Origin of the sequence: Alteromonas sp. B31-7, assembly GCF_015767655.1 — a bacterium.
In the GTDB taxonomy this organism is placed as follows: Bacteria; Pseudomonadota; Gammaproteobacteria; order Enterobacterales; family Alteromonadaceae; genus Alteromonas; species Alteromonas australica.
In genome coordinates this window covers 4281122-4304677 of the sequence record NZ_CP065233.1, presented here as the reverse complement: position 1 = coordinate 4304677, position 23556 = coordinate 4281122, and the positions used below count along the sequence as shown (strand labels likewise).

The 23556-nt window shown below is 45.1% G+C and carries 21 protein-coding genes; 6 read left to right on the top strand and 15 right to left on the bottom strand.

Going from position 1 to position 23556, the window contains the following annotated elements; genetic code table 11:
* Positions 1 to 39: 39 nt before the first annotated feature.
* From IUA53_RS18840 to IUA53_RS18820, 5 genes are all read right to left on the bottom strand, one after another.
* Positions 40 to 231 carry a CsbD family protein gene (locus IUA53_RS18840; protein WP_044058395.1) on the bottom strand — a complete coding sequence of 64 codons (192 nt, stop codon included), beginning with the start codon at positions 229 to 231 and terminating at the stop codon, positions 40 to 42.
* 197 nt (positions 232 to 428) lie between these two features.
* Positions 429 to 1205 (bottom strand): siderophore-interacting protein, encoded by a 777-nt coding sequence (locus IUA53_RS18835; RefSeq protein ID WP_196897576.1) that lies wholly within the window; start codon positions 1203 to 1205, stop codon positions 429 to 431.
* A 325-nt stretch (positions 1206 to 1530) separates the two neighbouring features.
* Positions 1531 to 2739, bottom strand: coding sequence for an MFS transporter (locus tag IUA53_RS18830; protein WP_196897575.1), 1209 nt, complete (start codon positions 2737 to 2739; stop codon positions 1531 to 1533).
* 918 nt (positions 2740 to 3657) lie between these two features.
* Positions 3658 to 4341 (bottom strand): CPBP family intramembrane glutamic endopeptidase, encoded by a 684-nt coding sequence (locus IUA53_RS18825; protein WP_196897574.1) that lies wholly within the window; start codon positions 4339 to 4341, stop codon positions 3658 to 3660.
* 35 nt (positions 4342 to 4376) lie between these two features.
* Positions 4377 to 4835: a hypothetical protein gene (locus IUA53_RS18820; protein WP_196897573.1), complete on the bottom strand. Its 459-nt coding sequence runs from the start codon at positions 4833 to 4835 to the stop codon at positions 4377 to 4379.
* Positions 4836 to 5073: 238 nt separating this feature from the next.
* Between IUA53_RS18820 and IUA53_RS18815 the strand changes: the two genes are divergently transcribed.
* From IUA53_RS18815 to IUA53_RS18800, 4 genes are read left to right on the top strand one after another with little or no spacing between them, the layout of a single operon-like run.
* A complete protein-coding gene (locus IUA53_RS18815; protein WP_231401201.1) occupies positions 5074 to 7662 on the top strand; it encodes an efflux RND transporter permease subunit in 2589 nt (862 codons plus the stop codon).
* Between the two features lie 10 nt (positions 7663 to 7672).
* Positions 7673 to 8482: an outer membrane lipoprotein-sorting protein gene (locus tag IUA53_RS18810; RefSeq protein WP_196899616.1), complete on the top strand. Its 810-nt coding sequence runs from the start codon at positions 7673 to 7675 to the stop codon at positions 8480 to 8482.
* 7 nt (positions 8483 to 8489) lie between these two features.
* Positions 8490 to 9887, top strand: a complete 1398-nt coding sequence (locus IUA53_RS18805; RefSeq protein ID WP_196897571.1) for a hypothetical protein — start codon at positions 8490 to 8492, stop codon at positions 9885 to 9887.
* A gap of 25 nt (positions 9888 to 9912) precedes the next feature.
* Positions 9913 to 10119, top strand: coding sequence for a YgaP family membrane protein (locus IUA53_RS18800; RefSeq protein WP_044058391.1), 207 nt, complete (start codon positions 9913 to 9915; stop codon positions 10117 to 10119).
* 14 nt (positions 10120 to 10133) lie between these two features.
* On the opposite strand, the gene IUA53_RS18795 is transcribed toward IUA53_RS18800, so the two are convergent.
* Together IUA53_RS18795 and IUA53_RS18790 are read right to left on the bottom strand one after the other, a co-directional pair.
* Positions 10134 to 11366 carry an ABC transporter permease gene (locus IUA53_RS18795; protein ID WP_196897570.1) on the bottom strand — a complete coding sequence of 411 codons (1233 nt, stop codon included), beginning with the start codon at positions 11364 to 11366 and terminating at the stop codon, positions 10134 to 10136.
* Positions 11356 to 12066, bottom strand: a complete 711-nt coding sequence (locus IUA53_RS18790; RefSeq protein ID WP_231401200.1) for an ABC transporter ATP-binding protein — start codon at positions 12064 to 12066, stop codon at positions 11356 to 11358. The genes IUA53_RS18795 and IUA53_RS18790 overlap by 11 nt, the downstream gene beginning before the upstream one ends.
* Before the next feature lie 164 nt (positions 12067 to 12230).
* Between IUA53_RS18790 and IUA53_RS18785 the strand changes: the two genes are divergently transcribed.
* The gene (locus tag IUA53_RS18785; RefSeq protein WP_196897569.1) at positions 12231 to 12800 is read left to right on the top strand and encodes a DUF3299 domain-containing protein; all 570 of its coding nucleotides are present in this window, start codon (positions 12231 to 12233) and stop codon (positions 12798 to 12800) included.
* A 71-nt stretch (positions 12801 to 12871) separates the two neighbouring features.
* On the opposite strand, the gene IUA53_RS18780 is transcribed toward IUA53_RS18785, so the two are convergent.
* From IUA53_RS18780 to IUA53_RS18745, 8 genes are all read right to left on the bottom strand, one after another.
* Positions 12872 to 13687: a 5'-nucleotidase, lipoprotein e(P4) family gene (locus IUA53_RS18780; RefSeq protein WP_231401199.1), complete on the bottom strand. Its 816-nt coding sequence runs from the start codon at positions 13685 to 13687 to the stop codon at positions 12872 to 12874.
* 138 nt (positions 13688 to 13825) lie between these two features.
* Entirely contained in the window at positions 13826 to 14263 is a 438-nt protein-coding gene (locus tag IUA53_RS18775; RefSeq protein ID WP_231401198.1) for a MerC domain-containing protein, read from the bottom strand.
* 29 nt (positions 14264 to 14292) lie between these two features.
* Entirely contained in the window at positions 14293 to 14883 is a 591-nt protein-coding gene (locus IUA53_RS18770; RefSeq protein ID WP_196897568.1) for a ZrgA family zinc uptake protein, read from the bottom strand.
* Between the two features lie 209 nt (positions 14884 to 15092).
* The gene (locus IUA53_RS18765) at positions 15093 to 15485 is read right to left on the bottom strand and encodes a YybH family protein (RefSeq protein WP_044058387.1); all 393 of its coding nucleotides are present in this window, start codon (positions 15483 to 15485) and stop codon (positions 15093 to 15095) included.
* A gap of 225 nt (positions 15486 to 15710) precedes the next feature.
* Positions 15711 to 18527 carry a glycine betaine ABC transporter substrate-binding protein gene (locus IUA53_RS18760; protein ID WP_196897567.1) on the bottom strand — a complete coding sequence of 939 codons (2817 nt, stop codon included), beginning with the start codon at positions 18525 to 18527 and terminating at the stop codon, positions 15711 to 15713.
* A 170-nt stretch (positions 18528 to 18697) separates the two neighbouring features.
* Positions 18698 to 20776 carry a TonB-dependent receptor plug domain-containing protein gene (locus IUA53_RS18755; RefSeq protein WP_196897566.1) on the bottom strand — a complete coding sequence of 693 codons (2079 nt, stop codon included), beginning with the start codon at positions 20774 to 20776 and terminating at the stop codon, positions 18698 to 18700.
* A 62-nt stretch (positions 20777 to 20838) separates the two neighbouring features.
* Positions 20839 to 21210 (bottom strand): hypothetical protein, encoded by a 372-nt coding sequence (locus tag IUA53_RS18750; RefSeq protein ID WP_231401197.1) that lies wholly within the window; start codon positions 21208 to 21210, stop codon positions 20839 to 20841.
* Between the two features lie 123 nt (positions 21211 to 21333).
* Complete coding sequence (locus IUA53_RS18745) at positions 21334 to 22641, bottom strand: sigma-54 interaction domain-containing protein (protein WP_231401196.1); 1308 nt, start codon at positions 22639 to 22641, stop codon at positions 21334 to 21336.
* A gap of 160 nt (positions 22642 to 22801) precedes the next feature.
* Here IUA53_RS18745 and IUA53_RS18740 point away from each other — a divergent pair, with 160 nt between their 5' ends.
* On the top strand, positions 22802 to 23386 hold the full coding sequence (locus IUA53_RS18740; protein WP_044058382.1) for a Tll0287-like domain-containing protein: 585 nt from the start codon (positions 22802 to 22804) through the stop codon (positions 23384 to 23386).
* Positions 23387 to 23556 lie beyond the last annotated feature (170 nt).

The window sequence follows — 23556 nt, the reverse complement described above, 5'->3', positions numbered from 1 at the left end:
AAGCCCCTGCAAAGGGGCTTCTGGGGAAGATTTTACGGATTAATTGAGGTATCCGTCGACTTCTTTTTCGGCCTCATCACGGCTTTTGCCGTAGGCTTGTTGAATTTTACCCACTAGCTCTTCACGGCGGCCGTCGATTACATCCATATCATCATCGGTTAACTTCCCCCATTTCTGTTGGATTTTGCCTTTCATTTCTTTCCAATTGCCTTCAATACGATCGTTATTCATAACTTGGCTCCTTTTCCAGTATTGCTGACACACATTGCCAGTTATCCTTAAACCTGCAATGGCTGTTCCAGTATGTATCTTATTGAAATAAGGCGGTAAAAGTTGAATTTTATCAGGTGGGTGAACCATTTGATGCGCATTATTTACAGGGGTTTGAAAGGCCTACATAACAGAAACCTAGCTCGCAACCCCAATTATTACGCTAAAGCAGCAAACGCTTCACTGTCTTGGCGCTTTTCGATTTTATGTTGATCTTCGCTGCGGCCCTTTTTCCAATAGCTGCTGATGTACACTTGTTCATGAGGTAGTTGCTTCTCTTTCGTTAACCACCCTCTGATAGCGCGCATATCAGAAAATTCACAGGCTACCCAGGCCGCAGGGAGTCCCGCTTGCCATTGCACCTTTTGTAAACTTTCATGTAGTGACGTGTGGTTCTCGTCAATCCAAATAATATTAACCCCTTTAGGTTTGTCTAAAGCCATTTTGTCATCAGGGTGGCGGATGGCAATAACGGCGGTACCCGTGACGTGTTCAGGCAGCGCGGCTAAATGATTGGTAATACTCGGCAATGCAGTGAGATCCCCGGCGAATAAAACCCAGTCATATCGTTCAGCGAGACCTTTACTGCTGCCAGGCCCGGCTAGCATAATACTGTCACCTTCTTTTGCGTTCATTGCCCATGCCGAAGCGGGGCCGGTTACTCCAGATTCGCTGTGTAAAACGAAGTCTAGAGTGATGCGCGCTTTCTCGTTGTCAAAATGTCGAACTGTGTAGGTTCGCATGGCCATTGGGGAATCTTGTTGAATAGCAGTGACAGGGTTACCCTGAGTATCAAAAAGAAGTTTTACATAGGCGCCCGCTTTTGTTGCAGGGAAAGTTTGCAATGCTTGGCCACCCAATACAATGCGCTGAATGCTGGGTGTAAGACGCTCAGATTTAATGACAGTGGCTTGACGGGGGATAGGTTTAGACATACTTGACTCCTCTTGATGACAGGAGATTATTTTATATTGATAATGGTTCTCATTTCCATTTGTAAGTTTAGGATTAAAGTCGCGAAACAATTCTGCTTTTTAGAAAATAAAAAAAGGGGCTAAATAAGCCCCTTAAAAAAACTACAACATAACTTGGAAAACACATTTACACACTACAAAGCCACACACATAAATGACCTTATATGTAATGTAAGACGGTGTTTAAATAAGAAAGTTCAACAATAGCGAAAATAATTTAGTTTTTTTCGAATGAGTGTTCTTATTTGGCAATAAGTGTTTGAATTTCTGTACGTTAATCTATGGATTATTTGTTTCTTAGCAAAAAGTAACTGACCAGTATTAAAAAGCCAGCGAGCAGTAGACTGGCCGCTAAGAAGGGGTAGTGAATGTTTTTTTGGTAAAGCATGGCCGCGACGGGCGGGCCCATAATGTAACCCATAGCGGGTGTCGCCGTAATATATCCTGTCACTTGGGCTTGATTACCCGGTTTGCAGTATTGGGTGGCCGCCGCTGCAAGAGACGGATAGCCTAGTCCCATGCCAGCACCCATCAAGAGCATGGCTGCGTAAAGTAACACCATATGCTGATGAACATACATAACAAAATAGGCAAGGGTCAAACATAGAAGGGCGAGCGGTATCATTCCATCGGCGGATATTCGGTGTTTTTGCACGATAAGGAGTTGAATCGCTAAGGCGGTGGAGGCACTTAACATCATAGCAATGCCTACCTGCTGCGCGGATTGCACTGGGGTAAGGTGATAGTGATCGATAAAAAAGAACCCAAGGGTCTGTTGCATCATCGCCATAGCACAAAATAAGCTGGCGCAAGTAAGCACTAATACCAGTGTTATCCCTTTATTGGTTTTAGCGGCAGCGGATGCATTACCCTTGTTGGCCGTTGTTACGCTAGGATGGTCAATATTCGGCAGCTTCCACCACACTAAAAACAGTGCGATTAAGGTGAAAATGACCACGCAATAAAGCGGGAATACCAAGCTAAAAGATACCAGCACACCCGCAAAAACAGGCCCTACCAATTGACCTACGTTATTGGCTGAGGTTACGCGGCTAATAGCACCTACCCGTTTTGCGTTGGCACTGATTGCAATGGCATAGCCCACAGCAGAAGGTGGCGAAGCAGACATAATAGTAGATTGTAAGCTGCGGCTCACCAATAAGGCTATAAACAAAACCGACCCTGATAGTACACCAGAAAACCCCAAAGACCACATGCCTGCGAACGCTAAGGTACCGGCGCTGTAGCCTGCCAAGCCCACCATCAGTATGCGTCTGTAACCTCGCTTTTTTGCAACTCGGCTCCAAAAGCTTGTACCGAAGGCAAAAATAAGCGCAGAGCTAGACATAATAGTGGCAATATGAAATTCACTTAACCCCGCTTCCCTACCGAGGGAGGGTAAGGTGGTGAGCATAACGCTTTGACCTATCGCGGTGGCCAGTAGGGCGCAAAATAGAATATTAAGCGAGGCGCTTGTAGAGGTCTGGGCTGTCATGAAAGAAAAGACGTAGTGGCTGAACCTTAATAATGCTAGGCATAGTAACATATTGGAATATAAAAAAATGCCCGCCAGAGGCGGGCCAAAATCAGAGGTATGTAAAGGCCGGGATGGGCCTTTGAGGGGAGAGGCTTGTTGTCGGGTGACAACGCACACAAAGTATCGAAGATAGTTTGTGTGTCCTCAGGTTGGTTTCGCTAAGTAGCTCAATAGGTCTACTCAACGCTACCAAAATAGGTCACAGTCCTTTGCTGCACATGGACATCATGTCAACGCTAGTGATACAGGTAGTCAGACTAAACAGTGGCTCCATCACCGTATTCATCAACGCTTCCTCGCAGACATTTGTTATCTCACTCGTGAAATAACCTGTCTTCATCTAGCGGTAAAACGGCTAATCACCATTGCGAAAACCTTTCCATCTAAGCACTGGCCTTTCCTGGCGAGTACGTTCTAACATCCGATGTTAGCCAAGTATGTTTTCCTAACTTTCCTTTTGAACATCCATATTGGTGTTCGCGCAAAAGCTGATTAACTAACAATAAAGTGGTTGCCATGAGCCAGTCATCCCTGCTTCCTTGGCTGACGTAATCCATAACATCCAATGTTATCAGCCGATCTCAATGCCTAACCCGTTACCTGTGATTACTCTTGTAATCAAAAGCCATCCTAGCTTCACGATAACGCTTCACTGTTATCCGTTAGTCTAATATATGCTTTAACCATGCCAAGTAATTATTTTTAGGTTAAAATTATTTAACCTCATGTTTTTAAATGATTTTCCATGGTGAGTTTTGAGGTGAAAATACATCGAGGTATTTCAGGCCAGTGTAGGCGAGAATTATTTACTCACCGTCTGTACCTTCTTACAGACAGGCACAAAAATTCATCGATGCCTGGCCAGAAATATCCCTTTTAGGTGTGTTTTTGGCGAGCGAAAATGGCGACGGTTCCCGAATAGATATCCATAAGAATGTGTGCAACGATCACAATGAGAATACTTTCAGTGTATATATAGAGCCCACACAATAGTGCGCCCACCACCGCTGATTTAATCACATGCTGCCAGCCTAAATACAAATGCCATATGCCGAAAAGTAGGCTACTGACCACTAATGCAACCGCCCAATGTGCGTGAACGTCTATAAAGTTAAACACATACCACCTGAAAATGAGCTCTTCGCATAGGCCCGCCGACACAGACACCAGGGCAGTAAAAAGCATGTATTCTTTCCATGAGGAAGGCAAAATGTCATTGAGTGAATCTCCCCCTTTATTAAAGGCGTCTAAGACCTGCTTCCTTACATCGGGGTTTTTTCTCATTGAGATGATGACAAACACTAAGTAGGCAATAAAAACAACAAATAGCGCAATTGCGCTCCATCCCTTCCAGCTTACAGTAGGAAGTACTTGAGGAGATGCCACGCTTAAGCTTCCTTCGAAAAAACAATACAGTAAAAAACCTGTTACCGCCCACAGCATGGCTGCACTTTTCACATACTCCGCACTTTTGCTATTGAACTTGTGTTTCTCTAAAAAGAGGTCAGCAATGGGAAACAAAACGATTAGAAAAAGGAGGGCGAGTTCTAATGTGTGCATAATAAATTTGGCTCATGATTTGGCTATACGCCAATTTAATTTAGGGAAATGAGATAAACGTATACATAGGGCAGTAAGGCGAGTATTGAGAAGATAATAACCCCCTTATACCATGCTTTTGCTTCTCGTTCTGTTTGTTCATATTGGTACTGAGGCGTGAAGTTTAGCCCTTCATCGCGATGCTTTTTCGCACTTATCTTATCTAGCTCTTTCGCTGAATGATGAATGTCAGCACGAAACTTTTGGTAACTAAAATAATGCCGGTGGGCATGATAGGACCAGGCTAAGGTATAGATGAAACAGAGTGTGGAGACAATGTTGGGGTGCGCAAAGGCAACTTGATTGAAGGCGATTAGAAACACATTGATACAACACAAGCCGTCTAGAATGTCTCCGGCGACGGTATAGGCTCGAGGAAGCTTATCTTTGTCGAAAATGGCATAGCAAGTACCGCCTATAACGAAGACGCAGTATATATAAGCCCAAACAGGCACGTATCTCTCCTTGATAACTAATGTGCTAGTCAGCACGGCGCAATTTGTTTCATTTTTATCGCCTAGTGGCCCTTAAGCTAACAGTCATTGGTGTTTAAATAAAGCATTAAACGCCCCCTTCTTTGGTCAACTCACCCATTCATAGATGGCCCCTATTTTATTAGTGCAACTCTGTGGAGTTGAAATATTAGAAGATTATTATATAATGATTTCCTAATATTTGTTTGGGATGGTGCTAATGGCCTCTTTTTTTATCAAAGTAAGCTCGACTCATGGTAAGTGGGTATACGGTATTTTGGCTGTCTTAACGCTTATTGCGGCATGGCAAATCAGGCTGATTCAAATAGACACCGACCCAGAAAATATGCTGCCTGAAGAACATCCACAACGTGTAATACACAACGAGGTTAAGCAAACCTTTTCGATGTACGACGCTATTGTTGTGGGGGTGGTGGCTACCCAGTCCCACGATAATGCAGGACGAGAAAATGCCGGAAGAGAGAATGGTGTTATCTATTCCCCCGAACTCCTAAAGAACATTCACGCGTTAACCGAATATATTCTTCAATTAGACGGGGTTGTGACGCAAGACGTGATGGCACTGTCTACGGTGGATAATATTCGTCAAGGCAGCGATGGGGCCCTTAATTTTTCGTGGCTTATGCCTACTGCGCCAAAGGACACTGTGCAAGCGCTTGAAGTGAAACACGCTGTAGAGCGTTTGCCCATGTTATACAACACGCTGGTTTCCGAAACGGGAAAAGCGGCGGCGATTTATGTGCCAATAGTGGACAAAAATCAAAGCTACGCTATCGGCCAAGCAATACGCCAGTTTATTGCCAAGCTGCCCGAAACTCAGTCGGTCAACGGGGATTGGCACATCACAGGTTTACCTATAGCTGAAGATCAGTTTGGTAAAGAAATGTTTGTGCAAATGGGTATTGCCGCCCCCGCCGCAGGCTTAATGATATTTCTATTGCTGTTTGTATTTTTCCGCAATATTCCATTGATTGTGGCGCCTATGGTCGTGGCAATGGCAACGGTTATGATCACCATGGGAAGTTTAATTGGCATGGGGTTTACCGTGCATATTATGTCTTCCATGATCGCCATTTTCCTCATGCCGATTGCGGTGGTAGATGCCGTTCACATTTTGTCTGAATTTTCTGATAGATATAAACCGGGTGAAAGTGCAGCATCAGTGATTCAAACTGTTGTCGGGCATTTGTATAAGCCAATGTTATTTACGTCGCTAACCTCCTCGGCAGGCTTTTTCTCATTAATGCTGACACCCATTCCCCCGGTGCAGATTTTTGGTGCCTATATTGGTATGGGAATATTGTTAGCGTTTATTGTTACCCTAACCTTTATTCCTGCTTATATATCCCGTATGTCGCCGAAAGCCCTGGCAAAATTGCAACAAGCAATGCATACGCCACATAGTCAAAACCGTACATTACTTCAAAAAATGACAGAGGCTTTACGGGTTATCGCCTTACGCTACAAAGGTGTGTTGTTGGTAGCGTTTGCGTTGGTGTGTGGCGTGTCGGTGTGGGGCATTTCCCAGATACAAATTAATGATAATCCCGTGAGATGGTTTAAGGCTGATCATGAAATACGGGTTGCTGATACTGCCTTGAATAAGGAATTCGCGGGCACGTACAATGCGTATATTGTGCTGAAAAATAGCGCAAATGCGATAGATGCAAAAGCCCTGCTCAATCAATCCCCTCTTCCTGATGAGTTGGCGGCGTGGTCAAAAGGCGCGTTGTCTGAACTGGCCGTTGCCCACAGTGATAATAAGTTGACTGTGTTGGCTATGGCGATTGATGACGCCTTGTTTGAGGGGTATTCCGATGCAGCCATAGCGGTGCTTGAAGATTTAGCCGAAAAAGTGGATGCCGCAAGGGTCCAGGGCAACGTATTTCAGCAGCCTGAATACTTGGCGGTGGTGTCTCAATTGCAGGCGTTTCTGACTGAACACCCTCTGGTAGGGAAAAGCCAGTCACTTGCTGATATCGTAAAAGTGGTTAACCGAGAGCTATTATCTGGCGACCCACTAGATTATCGCTTGCCGCATTCTCAGCAAGCGGTAGCACAGCACATTCTGCAGTACCAATCGTCTCATCGCCCGCAAGATTTATGGCATTTTGTAACCCCAGATTATCAGCAAACACTTATTTGGCTGCAGCTTACCAGTGGTGACAACCAAGATATGACGCAGGTAATCAACGCCGTCAATGGTTACTTTGAGGACAATCCACTGCCAGAGGGCCTTACCCACCAGTGGGCAGGTAAGGCATACCTGAATGTAGTCTGGCAAGACAATATGGTTGCAGGCATGCTCGATAGTTTGTTGAGTGCTTTTTTGATTGTATTTGTGATGATGGTGCTGCTATTCCGTTCTTTCGTTTTTGGTATTCTCGCCATGTTGCCACTGACCATCACTATCACGTTTATATACGGCGCTATTGGTTTGGTGGGTAAAGATTATGACATGCCAATCGCCGTTCTGTCGGCGCTTACGTTGGGGTTGTCTGTAGACTTCGCCATTCATTTCCTGGCTCGGGCCCGTGAAATCTATCGACAAACTGGTGATGTGAATTTCACGCTAAACGCTATGTTTGACGAGCCCGCGAGCGCCATTAGCCGTAACGCCCTTGTTATCGCTCTGGGTTTTACGCCCCTGCTACTAGCGCCGCTTGTGCCTTATATCACTGTGGGAGTGTTTCTCGCGAGCATCATGGCGATTTCTGCCCTAGTCACTTTGCTTGTTTTGCCTGCTGCTATGTTTTTACTTAAACCTTGGGTGTTCCCAAAGGAGTAATAAGATGAAAATGATTAAACTACTTTGTGTGTCTTTGGCATTGGCGGTTACATTGGTTGGTGTGGCTAAAGCCGACGCGGCCCCCGATGTAAAAAGCCTTGTCGCAATGTCTGAAAAGGCGGCTTACTATGCTGGTGATGATGGCCGATCAATGGCGCGAATGATCATTGTCGATAGCCAAGGCCGAAAACAAATGCGCCAATTTACCTTGTTACGTAAAGACGTACTTGATGAATCGGGTGTTGAAACCGGCGATCAACGTATGTTGGTTTTTTTCCAACGTCCTACCGAAGTTAAAGGCACGGTGTTTCGTGTGGAGAAGCATGCAGCCTTGTCTGAAGACGACGATAGGTGGCTTTATCTTCCCGCGCTTGATTTAGTCAAACGTATTGCCGCTGGTGATAAGCGAACGTCCTTTGTTGGCTCTCACTTTTTTTATGAAGATGTGTCGGGCAGAGCAACGAAAGAGGATAACTTCACGTTGCTTCCTGAAACCGACTCCCATTTCGTTTTGAGGGCGACTCCCATCAACCCAGACAGCGTCGAATTTTCTCACTATATTGTAGAGATAGACAAAGCAACCTACCTGCCCACGTTAATTAACTTTTATAAGGGAGAGCAAAATTATCGTAGAGTGGAAGCGGTAAAAATTGACTCAATAGAAGGCAAGCCAACAGTAGTAAGAAGCAAAGTGTCTGACCTTACTTCTGGTGGTTATACCCTAATGGAGTTTCGGGGAGTCGCTTACAATATAGGTTTACCTGATTCTATTTTTAGTGAGCGAAGCTTACGTACACCTCCCCACGCGTACTTAAACTAAGGTTAACATGATGAAAAGATCATGTTGGGCATTGGGGCTTATGCCATTGTATATGGCGGTAGTGGGGTTACTGCCATTAGCGGTGCAAGCGCAAACGTCTTCATCAGAAACGGCCATGCAAAATCGAGCCGTGCAGCAAGAAGCCAATACATCTAGCGACAGTAGTGAGTGGGATGAGGTTTTTGACGATGAGTGGGATGTTGCAACTGACACTTCCTCTGCGCTCACTATTTCCGGCTTTCTAGAAGCGACTCAAGGTTACCGATGGCAGTCTGATGACGCAGTATCCACACGCCAAACTTTAAGTGACGTTAGAGCACGCATTAACCTAGATTATCTACTTTCTACCTCCGCGCTATCGTTTAAAAGTGACCTTTGGTTTGATGGCGTACAAGATAAATGGCAAGCACAAGTACGTGAATTAGCATGGCAGGGTAATTTATCAGGGTTAGGGGAATGGGGTAATGCCTTCGACGTAAAAATCGGCCAACAAGTCCTGACATGGGGCACGGGAGACTATGTATTTTTAAATGACCTTTTTCCCAAAGACTACCCCTCTTTTTTTGCTGGTCGAAGTGACGAATATTTAAAAGCGCCGAGTGCTTCTATTAAGCTTTCGGGGTATTTTTCAGCATTGAATATTGACGTAGTGGTTACGCCGGAGTTTGAGCAGGATATTGCCATTAACGGTGACGTCTTCTCATTTTTTAGTGCGCAAGCAGGTCAAAATATCGCCCCCGCATTTTCCGTTTCAAAAGAGCATACGCCAAATTCGCCAGAATTAGCCGTGAGGTTACATCGCAACTTCAATAGCACGCAGTGGGCGCTTTACGGATACCGAGGTTACTACAAGCAACCGCTGTCGACGACAGAGCAGGGTGAGCTCCTTTACAGCCGATTAAATGTGGTGGGAGCAAGTGTGGTTATGCCCTTATATAAGGGCATATTCAATGCTGAGTATGCTTATTATCACAGTGTAGACGACAGCCGTGGACGCAACCCTCGAATTCCTAATTCGCAACAGCGTTTTCTGCTTGGCTATAACCAAGAGCTAGCACCAAATCTTAACGGTGGAGCTCAATGGTATAGTGAAGTTACCCAGCACTACTCACAGTTGATGGACGTCGCTTATTACCCAGAGCATGAACAAGCTCAGGAGCGACATTGGTTGACCGCACGCCTTACATGGTTGGCGTTGCGTCAAACCCTCACGATTAACGGTTTTTTGTTCTATTCACCCACAGATAACGATGGTTATCTGAAAGCCGAATTACGTTATACGCCCACAGACAATTGGCAGTTTCGCGTCGGCATTAATGGTTTTCGCGGCCGCGAAGATGACACCTTCTGGGGGCAATTTGAAAATGGCAGTAACGGTTATATGGCGTTACGTTATTTCTATTAACGCGTAAACTTAAAGAGGAAATAGTATGTCTCAAGAAAAAGCGCTTACGGCATTTGCTGGCTTTATGGTGCTGTTGTCAGTGGCGCTAACTTATTGGGTTCATCCAAACTTTGTTTGGTTAACGGTGTTTGTTGGTGCCAATTTATTTCAGCAAAGTTTTACCGGTTTTTGCCCAGCCACGTTATTTTTTAAAAAGGTGTTGGGGCTTAAAAGTGAACGCGAACTCGCCTAATCTTGCATGCCCGGTTATAGCCGGGCATGAAGGCCATTTCGATAGGCATCTATAGCTGGAATGAGGGACGTCAGTAAGCTGGCGACTACCACACCTGCTAGCAATACAGCGTTGGTGGGGGAGAGCACGTTGGCTGAAATAAATAGCCCATAATGGTTAGCAAGTGTGTCACTAAATAAAGTAAACAAGCCAAATGTCAGTAATAGGGAAGCCAAGCAAGCACTGAGAGTGATGATTAAGGCTTCCACCACAATCAGCATAAGCAATGTTAAGCTGCTTGCCCCTAGTATTCGAAGTACGGCTATTTCTTGCTCTCGTTGTTGCATAGAGGCTAACAACATGGTGGATAACCCAAATAATGAAGAGAGCATCACCAAGCCACTGATGGCCATAAGAATGTTTTCTACACTTGCCATCATCTGCCACAGCTGGGCTAATGCTACCCCAGGCAATATGGCCATGAGTCTGTCGCCTTTGTAGTTATTAAGTTGTCGCTGCAAGGTGAAGGTGGCAAATTTATTGTTAAGCCCCACCAATACCGCGCTTATCTGTTTTGGCTTTGGGTTTAGTTGCGTTTCGCTAGAGGCGCTTAAATATTGCCGCAATGCTTTAGCAGGCATATGCATAGCTTCAATACCTTGCAAGCTTACGTGAACTGTTTTATCCACAGGTGTCCCTGTTGGCGCAAGAATGCCTGTGATAGTAAAGGGGGCATCGTCATGATTTTTAAAGCTAACCGCGCCGACACCATGAGAAATAACAATATCGTCACCTACTTGGTAGCCTAGCTTTTTGGCTACATCGGCACCCATCACCGCCTCTAAAGGCTGGGCAAAAGCGCCCCCCGATGAAAACACTAATGGCTGTTTATTGCCATAATGAAAATGCGTGAAATAGTCGCGACTTGTCCCTAAAACGCGGTAGCCACGATGGGCATCACCTAGCGCAATGGGCACGGCCCACGCAACTTGAGCGTGATTTTGAAGCATGTCATAACTGCTATACGAAATGCTGTTGGTAGGGCTTCCCATTCTGAACACACTGTATAGCAGTAAATTCAACTGCCCGCTTGGCGCGCCTACAATTAAATCTACGCCTGATACTGTGCGGGAAAAGCTTTGTTCCGCTTGACTGCGAATATGCTCAACACTAAGTAGTACGCTAATACTGATCAGCAGCGACAAAAAGGTAAGCAGTACCGACTTTCTTCTACTTTTTAAGCTACTTAATGCAAACCTAAACAACATGGTTTGGCTCCTTTATCGTCACTAAATCTTGCAACGCCACCTTTTGAGAAAAGTAGCTTGCTAATTGCGGGTCGTGGCTGACAAAAATGACGGTAGTGTTATGTGCCTCACATAAATTCAATAACAACGACATAAAGGCATCTCGCGCGTTGGCATCGAGTGCCGAGGTTGGCTCGTCCACCAATAATAATTCAGGGGCGTTAATTAACGCGCGTGCTATGGCAACGCGCTGTTGCTGGCCAATACTTAAGCTGCTGGCAGATTGGCTGGCAATGTTATCGGGTAGCTGCAATTTATGCAGTAAGTCGAAGGCGTGCTCATCTACCTGTTTACCTTGCTTGGCGAAATAGGCGGCAAGCCTAATATTGTCTAAAACGCTCAAATGAGCAATTAAATTAAACTGCTGAAAAACAACGCCTATGTGTTGGGCCCGAAGTTTATCTCGTTGGCTGTCGCGACAGGTTGAAAAGGGCTTATCGAGTAAATGAATGGTGCCTTGCTGGGGGACTAAAATTCCTGCTAACAAATTAAGCAAGGTTGTTTTCCCCGCGCCAGAGGGGCCATGAAGAAAGATTCGCTGCCCTTTTTCTAATTGCCATTTGGGCAAAACAAAAGACGGCGCCTGCTTATTGTAGGCGTATTCTAAGTGCTCAACACAGATGACTTGCGTTGGCGATGAAGGGGGTATTTTAGCGGTCAAAATTTCTCAACGACTCGTTGTAGTTTATGTTATGTTATAACATGCTGTGGCGGTAAGGCGAATGCATGTTATCGCGTCTAACGCTTAACTGACGGATTTGAGTAAAACCTTATATGTACGTAATTGGAAAAACAACCGCAAAATGTTTGCGCGTAATCGCCTCCATGAAAGTGGCAGCTTATGTATTTATTGCTAGCGGTATATTGATAGTGTCAAGTGCGCCCGCTGTTAGTGCAGATGCGCAAAGCTATGAAGACATAGATTGGACAGAATTAATGCCCGCCGAAGACTTAAGTGCACTGTTAAATAGGCCAGCATTTTTGGATGACATCGCCGATGGTTCGGCGCAAGATTCTCTCGACAACTTCCAGCAACGTCAGTTAGAAGATGAACAGGCGCAACAATACCAAGCCGCGCTGTCATCCACTCGTGTTATTCAAGGGTTTGACGGAAAAGCCATTCGTATTCCCGGATTCATCGTACCTTTGGCCCAAAATGAAGATAAAGAAGTAACGCGCTTTTTTATTGTGCCCTATTTCGGTGCCTGCTTACACATGCCGCCGCCACCGCCAAATCAAATTTTGTATGTCGAGTCAGAGCAAGGCATTACATTGGAAAATCTTTACGATCCTTACTGGTTTGAAGGTATCGTTTCCATAGAACAAAAAGTAGATGCTATGGGTACATCGGCCTATTCATTGTCACTGGATAATTATGCGCTGTACGAGGAGTAAAGATGCTCTGGTTTCAAATACTCGGCCAACAATAGCAGGTGCTACATTATCAGCACCTGCTTACTGTTAAATCACCAAGAGCCATACATAGGGTTAGGTAAGATGAACAGGCTTTTACCTACCTTAGGCAATAAGGCATCTACATTGGCATGCTCCTGCGTCACACCTTCAAAATCTTCAATGTTGTCACCAATTTGCATAAGTAACCTGTGCTGGGCTTGCCAAGTGGGCTTGCTTGCCGTTGTCGAATTAGAACAGTTGACGGTACCTTGCTTAAGTTGGCTGCGTCTTAAGTCTTTATCGTTAATAACAGTGTTACCGTCTATCGCCGCTTTATCTTGTGCCGTGCGGCCCAGCACACAGGTATTTTCAGCAGTTAAGGGTAAGCCTAATGCTAATAAGTTTTGCCAGGTTGCATCATCCATAGACTTGTCGCGGTTGGTCACTAGAGCCACTTTACCTCCTCGCGCGACAACCTCGTTTAAAAAGGCGGTTACGCCAGGTACTGCTGTGGCTTCTTTACGGGCAATCCAAGCGTTCCAACTTTCTGAGGAATAGCCCAAGCCTTGCTGTTCGCGCTCTCTTTGATATTGGCTATTGTCGAGAACCGTTTCATCAACATCCATAACAATGACATCGCTTGGCTGGAAAGACGTCGGCAGGGCTTTTGTCGCTTGCGCATAAACGTAGCTGCTTAGTAGCGGGTATTCTTTGCTTTCGGTTTGGTATACCACGGCGGTAGACAGGGGGTAATTTTCCGCATTAGATTCCGCATTAGTTTCCGCTTGCATAGCGCCAGTAGTGCTAGCGCAGGCGCCCAACGTTAGCGAACAGATGATTAGAGGAAGTGTGCGTTTGCTAAGCAAAGCCGTTGGGAATGAAAACAAAATAAATTTCCTTAGAATTTTGAATGCGATGGCTTGGTGTCAAACAATAATGCCAGCAGGTTATAATGAAACCACCAGTTTATGCTGCCAGAGGATAAAAGAAAGTATAAATTTCGAGGGCTTAGATTAATTACCGCATTATTGCGGTAAAGCGGGCTTACGTTTGCCTAATCGGTAGTTTACGGTATGCACCGCCACAATAATTGCAGACCCGATGACACTTACAACCACTTCACCTGTTTCGCCCAAATACTCATGACCCAGCCACAAAGGTCTGCTGAGCACCACAAGACCCAATATCCCCGATATTGCTAACCCCCCTTTTTGATGATGAGAGTAGCCAATAGCCAAGGCTAAAACACCGCTGGGTACCACAAAAAATAACATCACACGATGAAAGGTTTCATCATTTAACAGAGCAACGCCTGCAAGAGAAGGAATGGCAATAAGCAAAATAGGGGTAAGTAGGCAATGCAACACACACATAGACGATAACAATATGGCTAGCTTATCCGTGCGTGTTTGTAATTTAGGTGCAAATTTTGGCATTGATGAATCCGTAAACGTGTTTCTCATTTATCACTCCACATCAGTTATTGTTAATCTTAGCGGCGCAGAAAAAGCGTATTGTCATTCGGCGTGATTATTTGCATGCCTTGCCCTTTTTCTGTAGCCCATTGCGCGTCAATAGACACCAAGGAGGGTGAAATGGCGGGTACGTTTACTGTTATTGACTCAATCGCCTCTTCACAGCCAATCTGATAAACCGTTTCTACGTTTTTATGCGCATGCACTTCTTCATGCATCCTTTCATTGTGCGCATTCTCGCTGTGACGAGGAGGTTCGCCATCTGCATGAAAGGGCCAAGGTAAATTTACGGTGGCACCTTGAAGTGAGCAATTTCCCTGCACTTTTATAAATGTATCGAAAGATTCCGCCTGAGCAACGAAGTGCAGTATGTGTGATTTCTGTTCATCTGTTTCAGGGGCATGCTCAAAGCCAAACGCGTCATCGAGGGGTAATGAAAGCGTTAATTGCCATTGATTCTCAGCCTGCAAAATTTGCAGGCTTCCTTGACCATGACGGTGTTCATTCTCAGCGGCTTGGGCAGATCCAATCATAAGCATAGCGCCAGCTATCGTGACCAAGCCCGCCACACCTAAAGTAAATGTTCTAATCAAGAAACTGACACTCATGACAATTACCCTTTGCTTAATTGTTACAGTATAACATATCTAAAGTTGAAATTGTTATATTATCACATTTGCATTGGGAAGACATTAACATGAAGTTATACCCAGCGGCATTGGGCGTATTATTTTTGCTTGCAAGCGAATAATAAAAGAGCAGGGGATCCTGCTCATTGGGGGGACGGTATAGGGGCGCGGTATGTACGACTTTCACCTTAGGCGAAATCGAGCAAATCAGTGCCGAAGAAATTATCGATGATACATTTCCAGCTATCGTCGCTTTGGCGCTGCATCACATACACAGCACGCTTACCCTCGCAAGGAAGCGCATGGGGGGTATGCTTTGGAACGAGATAGAGTTTCGCTATCACTAGCGCCACATCCCCGGCCTCAATCACGATTTCGTCTCCGGTCGTGACAATATGCTCAGGCATAAATTTCTGCTGAAATTGGTTGAGCGCTGAAATGCAATCGCGCTGTGTTGTGCTATTTATGGGGCTAGCTACCACTTTTGCGTTATGACCATAACAGGCTGAAAGGGCGTCTTTATCACCTGCATTCACCGCGCTATGCAAATGGTGTAATACATGGGTTATCGCGTTGTTCATGGCTGTCGTCTCGTTTTAGTACCGAAACAGCGAGCCTATAAAAAACCCGCCGTAACGGCGGGTTTTAGTGAAGGTTTTATTTACACACTAACGTACCCGCCAATTCCTAAGAATAGCGAGAATAATAATGCTTAGTACCGGTTGTGTAATGGGCATTGTTTTCGTCAGGTATAAATTCATGTTCACAGTATTCAACGTGGTGTGTGAAAAGTCAACGGTAAAACGTTAAGGGGCTTTATCGTCATTGTCAGATGCAATGGCAAAGCCAGTTAGCCACTCAATAATGTCATGGTTATGCTCATTCACCCATTCCTGTGAAACGTCTTCAACGTGAGCGCCGCCCTCGATTTCATGTAGCATGCTCACTAATTCCTCATTTGCTATTAAATAGTGGTCTAGTAACTTAGCGATGGAAGGTAAAGAGTCTGCAAGAGAAGCGCGATAACCTATTTTTATTTCGGTGCGAGGCCATGAGGTACCTATTAGGTCATCATTATCTTCAGCGCTTCTTGTGATGGATAGCCAGTGCGCTTCGTTATGGGGCGCTTCATCGACAAACTGAACGTTAGCATTACTAAACAGCGCATCTGGGTAATAGCAGAAAAACAGGCTTGGTTGTTGGTTTTCATTATTGCGCTTAAGCAATTGATGCAATAAATCTTGATCAAATACATGATAATCGTAATAAGCTGATAGCCCATAAGCGTTTAGTCGACGTTTTTCAATATCGACTGCGGTCCATCCTTTTGCGCCTACCCAGATGTCACCTTTACTATCATTGGATAAATCAAACTGTGCTGCGGTATCAGAAGAGGCTAATTCTGCAATAGAAAGCGGCGTAGCGTCTTGGTAATTTGTGTAACAGAGCCCTTGCTGACCGTAGGACGAAGCTTGGCTTAATGTCATTGATTTAAATGCGCGAACAAACTTTCTAATTAGCGGGGCATTGTTAGCCACCCAGATATCTGGGTGTACATCAATAGCGCCTTTCTTTTTCCCTATTTCTTCAAATGCGCGCTTGTGAGCAACGGAAACTAAATGGGCCTTCGTTTCGGTATGCGTATTAATGATATCGCTGAGTATGTGCGCTTTAATTTGCGCCGCAGGCCAATCTAAAAGAGCAATGTTAACGTGGGCGTTATTCATGTTTCGACTAGAGACGATGGGTGATGATTCATCGGCCTGCATTTTATTGAGTGTTTCATACAAAAGCGCATAGCCAAAACCAAAGAAAAGAAAGGTAAATACGCCAAAAACCCAGTAGCTGCGCACGGCATTGTTTACACCCGTGGATTTGGTCTCCAACGTGTGTTTTACCGCCGCCACCGTGCTGTTACTTTCAGAATTTGCGCTTTGGTTAAAAGTAGCCGCATAACTAAGCATATCCCCACAAACTAACGCATGGTCATGTCTAACCTGTGTATATTTGTCTCTCTCATTGATTAATAAAATGAGGAAAATCACTGAGGTTGCCACTATCAGCGAGAATAGCGCTGCGGAAAAATTATCGGGCCTGAAAATCAAAGAGAAGAAGACATTGGTGGCACCGAGTAAAATCAAAATAACAAATTCTTCAGGGGGGATCCTATCACTCTCCATGGTCATGATTTTCTCACCCACGTTAAATGTGCTTAAAAGCTGTTCTCTAAGTCGCCCTTTTTCGCCTGCCTGAGAAAGTAACTGATGTTTTATTTCTTGAATTTCATTTTGAACGTGGCGCATTTCGCTGAGATTTCCAAACGCACGCACAAAGGTAAAGAGGTGCTTCGTCACATAGTTGTAAATCAGCGGTTGATATTTCTCTCTCATTATTTCGTCAGTATTCGGTTGCTTGGGCAAACGCATGACCGCTTCGTTGAACTCCCCTAGCAAACGCTCTCTCTCACGATTTAAAGAGGTGGTTCTTTCCAATGCAAACGTGGCCAACAACACAAAGAAAACCGTTGAGACGGCGAGTAAATCGTAATACGAGTCAATAGGAAAAGTGGGGGCAAAAATCAGCCAAATACCGATTAAACAAACAGAGGTAAATAAGATTAAAAGAGACGAACGCAAAGGAAACTTTAACCCTAAGAAAATGTTTGCCGAGACGATAAGCACAGAAGCCACAGCTTCGTATTGATTAAGGATGCGCCCTTGCATGGTCGCGAGGATAATCACTGCGCCCACGGGCATAAAATACCAAAACACACTGATTGAGGCGTTAGGCGCAGAGTAAACAGAAAGATCGTAAAGTAAACTGCCCAGAGCTAAGATTGCTATGCCGACAAAGGCAACAATGAGGTAGTCAATGTGCGTAAATTGATTTTCTAGATGACCAAACAAAAATAATGTGGTGAGAATTAGTGGAGCTGCCACACAGCGCACGCCACCTTCAGTAAGAATTGCACGGCGTAAGGGTGTTAGCGACAAATCGTATTGCTCAGAAAGCTGACTCCAGGCGTCCATACACTTCATACGCATATAACAGTTTATGGACATTGCTAACCCACCTAAAGCAGCAAGCAGAATGGTGTTGAGCATGGGGCTCTCAAGTAGCAGCCAGTCGGCGAGGCTGATGTTAGGCGCCATCAACACAATGAAGCCAGCGAATGCCGCGCCAGAAAAGATATAGTCTGTAGCTGAGGTAGTACGCTGAGCTTTTCTAAAAGTACTATCAATATAAAAGAATAAGATGGGCCAGGCTTCAAATATCAAAATGGCAATAACATCAAACTCTCGAGATGACTCTAGCGCAGCATAAAGTAGCAGGTGGTTAGCACAGATGAGTACGCCCGAACCGAGTGTAGGAACAAGTAATTCGCGGCGCTTGTACTTAATAAAAAGGGACACTAATCCATTTTTCTTATCACCAATGAATACAAAAACGACCACCGCCAAGGTTGCAATCGCAGCGAGCGTATGAGAAATGCCAGCGACAAATAAGGTGCTTGAGCGATCAATTAAATAGTTCACAAGAGGGGGGTATAGCATCCACAGAACAATGGATACGCACATGAGCATGACGGGAGAGCGAACTACCATGGTTAAGAAAGAGCGCAAGATTAATCCTTTATAAAGCAGGTCGTTAGGCAAATTGTTTTATAACGTAAATCCTATCACGACCGATTCATTTTTAGCGACTAGAATATAAGGCACTGCAGTGCCTTATATTCAAGAAGTTGTCGACCCATAGCATAACGTTTAATGGGACTATGCCAACGTAAACGTTGTTAGAACGCCAGTTGAAGCGATAGTTGCCACTCTCTGCCTGCACCTGGTAGTTTCTCTCCTGTGGCAATATTGGCATCATCCGATACTCTATTTATACCGGCAGTATGCGCCGCGTAGTACTTATCGGTTACATTTGAAATCCGTGTGCAAACGGCAAATACGGGGGTAAGTTGCCATTTTGCGCTTAAGTGTAAAAGGCCATAGCCCGCGGTAGCGGTTTCGCTTTGCAAGGCGGAAACATGGGATTGACTGCCTACCATTTCAGACGTGGCTTCAAGGGAGAGCGGGGAGGCGAGCAATGTGGTTTGCCATTGTAAACGGGTCACTAGGCGTTCGGGGGCTATCCGAAAAAGCGCATCGTCAATGTCGTCTCTATTGCCATGGGTGTGGCTTGCCAGCATGTCTAAGGAGAGGTTATCTAAAAGTTCACCGTGAAGGGTGATATCAACGCCTTTCATTACCGCGTCGGTATTGGCCCATTGAAAAGGTACGGTACCACTCATCATATTAGAAAACATGATAGCTGACGCATTTTCGCTGGGCATTCCAGTGATGTAATTCTCTATATCTTGGTAAAAGAGCCGCGGAGAAATCGTCCAATTTTTTGCGCTAAAGGTGGTACCGAATTCAATTTGGCGTGCGGTTTCTTCTTTTAAAGCCGTATTGCCTATGTAATTAAACCCATCTGCCATACCGCCGGTTAATGCCAATGGTAGCCAGGTGTATAACTCATAGTAATTGGGCGCCCGGTTCTTTTGAGATACCCCCGCAAAGAACATAGCATTGTCGCCAATGGCTGTTTCAAGGGTTGCCGCTAAATCTAACATAGTAAAACGCTTATCTCGGTCGGCACCATTAAAGCTTATGGCGAGGCTCGCAACCGCATCGTTCATCATCTCCATATTTGAGCCCACATCGTTTGCATCTGCATTCACCTGTGTAAAACGGGCGCCAAATTGATACTGCACCGTGTTTCTTACACCTTCCCATTCAGAGAATAGGCTGTAAGTATCTTGCTCGGTGGAGGCAAAATTATTGATGTAAAAGCTGGCGTCATTTGGGTTGCTGATGGTGGAATTATTGCGTTTGTGAGCAACATTGGCACCTAGAGTAATCGTCCCGTTATAGAGAGGGGTGACATAAGACGTGTTGAATCCCTGAGCAATGGCGTCCGCGTCATTTTGCCTTGCCATACTGTCCATCATCACGGGACGTTGTCTGAAGTTATCCATAGCGTGCTGGTTACTATTTCCAAATGCATTTAAGACAAAGTACCTGTTATCAGAAGCTTGGTATCGATAGCCTAAGCGATACCAAGCTGCGTCAATAAAGTTGATGTCCATGGCTAAAGCCGGAGTGCCACTTTGATTTGTATTTAGCGCTTGATACGACGCGGTAAATTGGTGATTGCCCTGCTCATAGCCAGCCCGTAATTTTGCGCCGTTACGTAAATACGCGCTATTAGGAATCGCGATATCGTCAGCGGCCTCCCGCTCATCCCGTTGTTGATGGGTGAACGCGCCAGTTAAAAAACCACTTTCGAAACGGTATACGCCATTAGCTTGATATTGCTGTCCTGTGCCAGGAGAGAAAAGTGCGCCATTAAAATTAGCCTTCAAACCATCTGCCAAATTAAACAGGGCACTGTCATCGGCGCGTATATCGAGCTTACCGCCAAGGGTTTGTACACCAGCGCTTACCGGCACAATACCGCGATAGAGTACCGCCTGAAGGCCGGGTTCAGGAAGGACGTGAGAGAGAGGTGAATCCATCGCGTTTGGCCCAGCCCCTGCGATATCTACGCCGTCTATGGTTATGCCCACTCGATCGCCGTACAAGCCGCGATATTGAACAAGGCCAGTAACAGGGCCATTACGGGTAATGCTCACCCCTGTTAACTTCTCAAGTTGATCGCCAAAGTCGGCATCGGTATTTGATGAAGTGTTGATACGCTCAGCGTCTACTTGGGTAAGCGGGCTTCCGATAACCGTAATTATTTCGCCTTGTGATTCTTGTGCCAAGGCGCATTGGGTAACACCTTGGGCGATAACCGCCAAGGCTGTCAGTGTTTTTTTCATAACGTTTCCATTTATAGTGGTATTAGGTGGCAAGTTGCCTTGCTCGAAATACTAGGTGGCAGTTATGAAAGGGGCGGTGCTCTGCCAATAGGAGCCGCGTAAGGGTAGGCAGTATAGGGGCGCTGAACGAGTGACTCAGTAAGCGCATAGAAGCGCTGAAAGAGAACACTCACCTGTAAATCGTATTTCACGGAAGTATAACTGGGTAAATCGGCTAGCGTACCATTGGTACAGTCGATGTTTTGAGGGGGCGTTTTAACTAATTCAGGGCTGACAAAAACGAATTCACCGGCCAATTCAGAGGCGCTAACGGACACATAACGCATAGTTTTGCCGGTACATATAAGCTCAATATCGCTCAGGCCACCGTCCACTTGTTCATGTGCTTTGTTCATCGAATAGGCAGACAGCCCGATCGCCAATGCATTTTGCATTAGTAGAACCATACACACAGAAAAGGTGATAAGCGTTTTAATAACGAGCCTTTAAAACTATCAAAAATATGAGCATCGTATAATAGCGTTAGAGATTAGGTGTTTGCTAGTAAATTTTTTGCACTAAGGAGCGTTTATTTTTAATGCTTGTAATTTTCTGTACAACGTTCGCACACTTATTCCTAACGCATCGGCTAAGTCTTCAGTATTGCCGGTGTAGACATCGACTTTATCTTTCAAATAATGTGCTTCGACTTCCGCTAGCGTCATTATGTCTTTTTCTCCCTGTGGTGATAAGTGAGCCGTTTGCTGTGTCGATGCGCAGACATATTCAGGTAAATCGCTAGGCTCAATGATTCTATCATCAGCCATTAGAATTGCTTGCTCAACTATGTTTCTAAGCTCCCTTATGTTGCCGGGGAATGTATACTTCTTAAGTGCAGCTAAAGTAGGTTGGGACAAGGTTTTATCGCTGCCTAATGTATTTAATATATGTTTTGCTAGCAAAACAATATCATTATTGCGTTCACGTAATGGAGGTAAATGAATCGAGAGCCCAGCTATTCGATAATATAGGTCGTGGCGAAATTTTCCAGCATTAACAAGCTCCAATAAATCTTTGTGGCTGGCGCAAATTAAGCGAAAATTTGCTTTTTTAATGGCTATACTTCCTACTGGCCGATATGTTTGCGTTTCTAGTAAGCGTAAGAGTTTAACTTGCATAGCAAGAGGGATATCACCTACCTCATCGAGAAATAGCGTGCCGCCCTCAACCGTTTCTATCAACCCTTTCTTTTTATTTACTGCGCCGGTAAAGGCGCCTTTTTCATGACCGAATAACTCAGATTCGAATAGCGCATCAGTTAGGCCTGTACATTCAATGACGACAAAGGGTTTTTCAGCGCGATGACTACTGCTATGAAGTGCGTGAGAGACGAGTTCCTTTCCCGTACCGGTTTCGCCGTGTAAAAGCACAGAAATATTTGAGTTGGCAGCACGGTTGATTTTGCTCAACATAGCCTTAAACGCATCAGATTCGCCTACCATCTTTCCTTCGGATGAGGTGTTTGAGGCGTAAGCTAGTTTGTCGAGTATCTCTAGGTAACCAAGGAGTTCTCCTTCGCCATCAATGATAGGCTTCATACGAATATCGCAGTAATTTTGCCCTTCATTGGTGGCGTGAACATGCACCACGCTGGCGGTTTTCCCTGTTTCTTTGGCTTGCTCCATTGGGCAGTTTTCACCACACAGATCGCATGGTTTGCTATTGCGGTGAGAGACTTGGTAGCAGGTACTGAAGCCCAGCTTAATGGTAACAGGATAGGTATCTCTATAGGGCTTGTTAACGGCTTCTATTACATAGTCTTGGTTGATGAAAATTGCGGGTTTATCAATAGCATCGATCATTCCCTGAATGATGGAGATATTCATACCTTTGCTGCCCTACATTGGTTTAGCCTCGTTTTATTAATTAAAGACTATCATATTGGCATAAACATTGTTGTGGATTGCCATAGCGAGGTTTAGTGGGCCTTGCATTAGCAACTAATCTCGATAGCCGATATCTGTGAATAAGAGAGGAAATCAAGTGATGAAAGTAACGTTAATTTTACCCTTAAGTATATTTGCGCTAAGTACTACTTTTGCTTTTGCGTCCAATGTAACGATAGAAAGCGAATCCGTGGGCGATTTAAAGGCGAGAACCCTTGTCGCGCGGCAGCATGCGAAAGCCTTAGGCGGTGCATTAAAAGCGCGTTTGCAAGAAGCTATTGGTCAAGGTGGTTTGGTCAAGGGGATTGAGGCTTGTAAATTAGAGGCTGGGCCGATAGCTAAAGCCATTAGTGGTAATGGTTGGACTGTTGGGCGCACGGCCCTGCGGGTACGCAACCCAGCCAATACCCCTGATGCTTGGGAACGAGAACAACTTATCGCGTTTTCTAATCAATTATCGGCTCAATTTGATGGACCACTTGAAGCCTCCCATTATGATAGCGCGACAGGTGAATTTAGATACTTGAAAGCCATAAAAACTGACGAAATATGCACGGCATGCCATGGCCAGTCTGTAGCCCCAAGAGTGCAGGCTGCAATTGATGACGCCTATCCAGAGGACGAAGCTATGGGGTTCGATATTGGCACGTTACGAGGAGCATTTACCCTGACATATACGCCTTAGAACACAGGGGTATAAGGATAAAAATGGGACTTGTGTCAAATATGGCACTTTGTTTGTCAATTTTGGCGTAGTTAGTAAAGGTTATCTTGCGTTGGATCAAAATTCGCTTTTTCCGCGCATGCCATAATTCTCCCGCACAGTAGGAAATCCCTGTAGTTAGGGCAAAAACC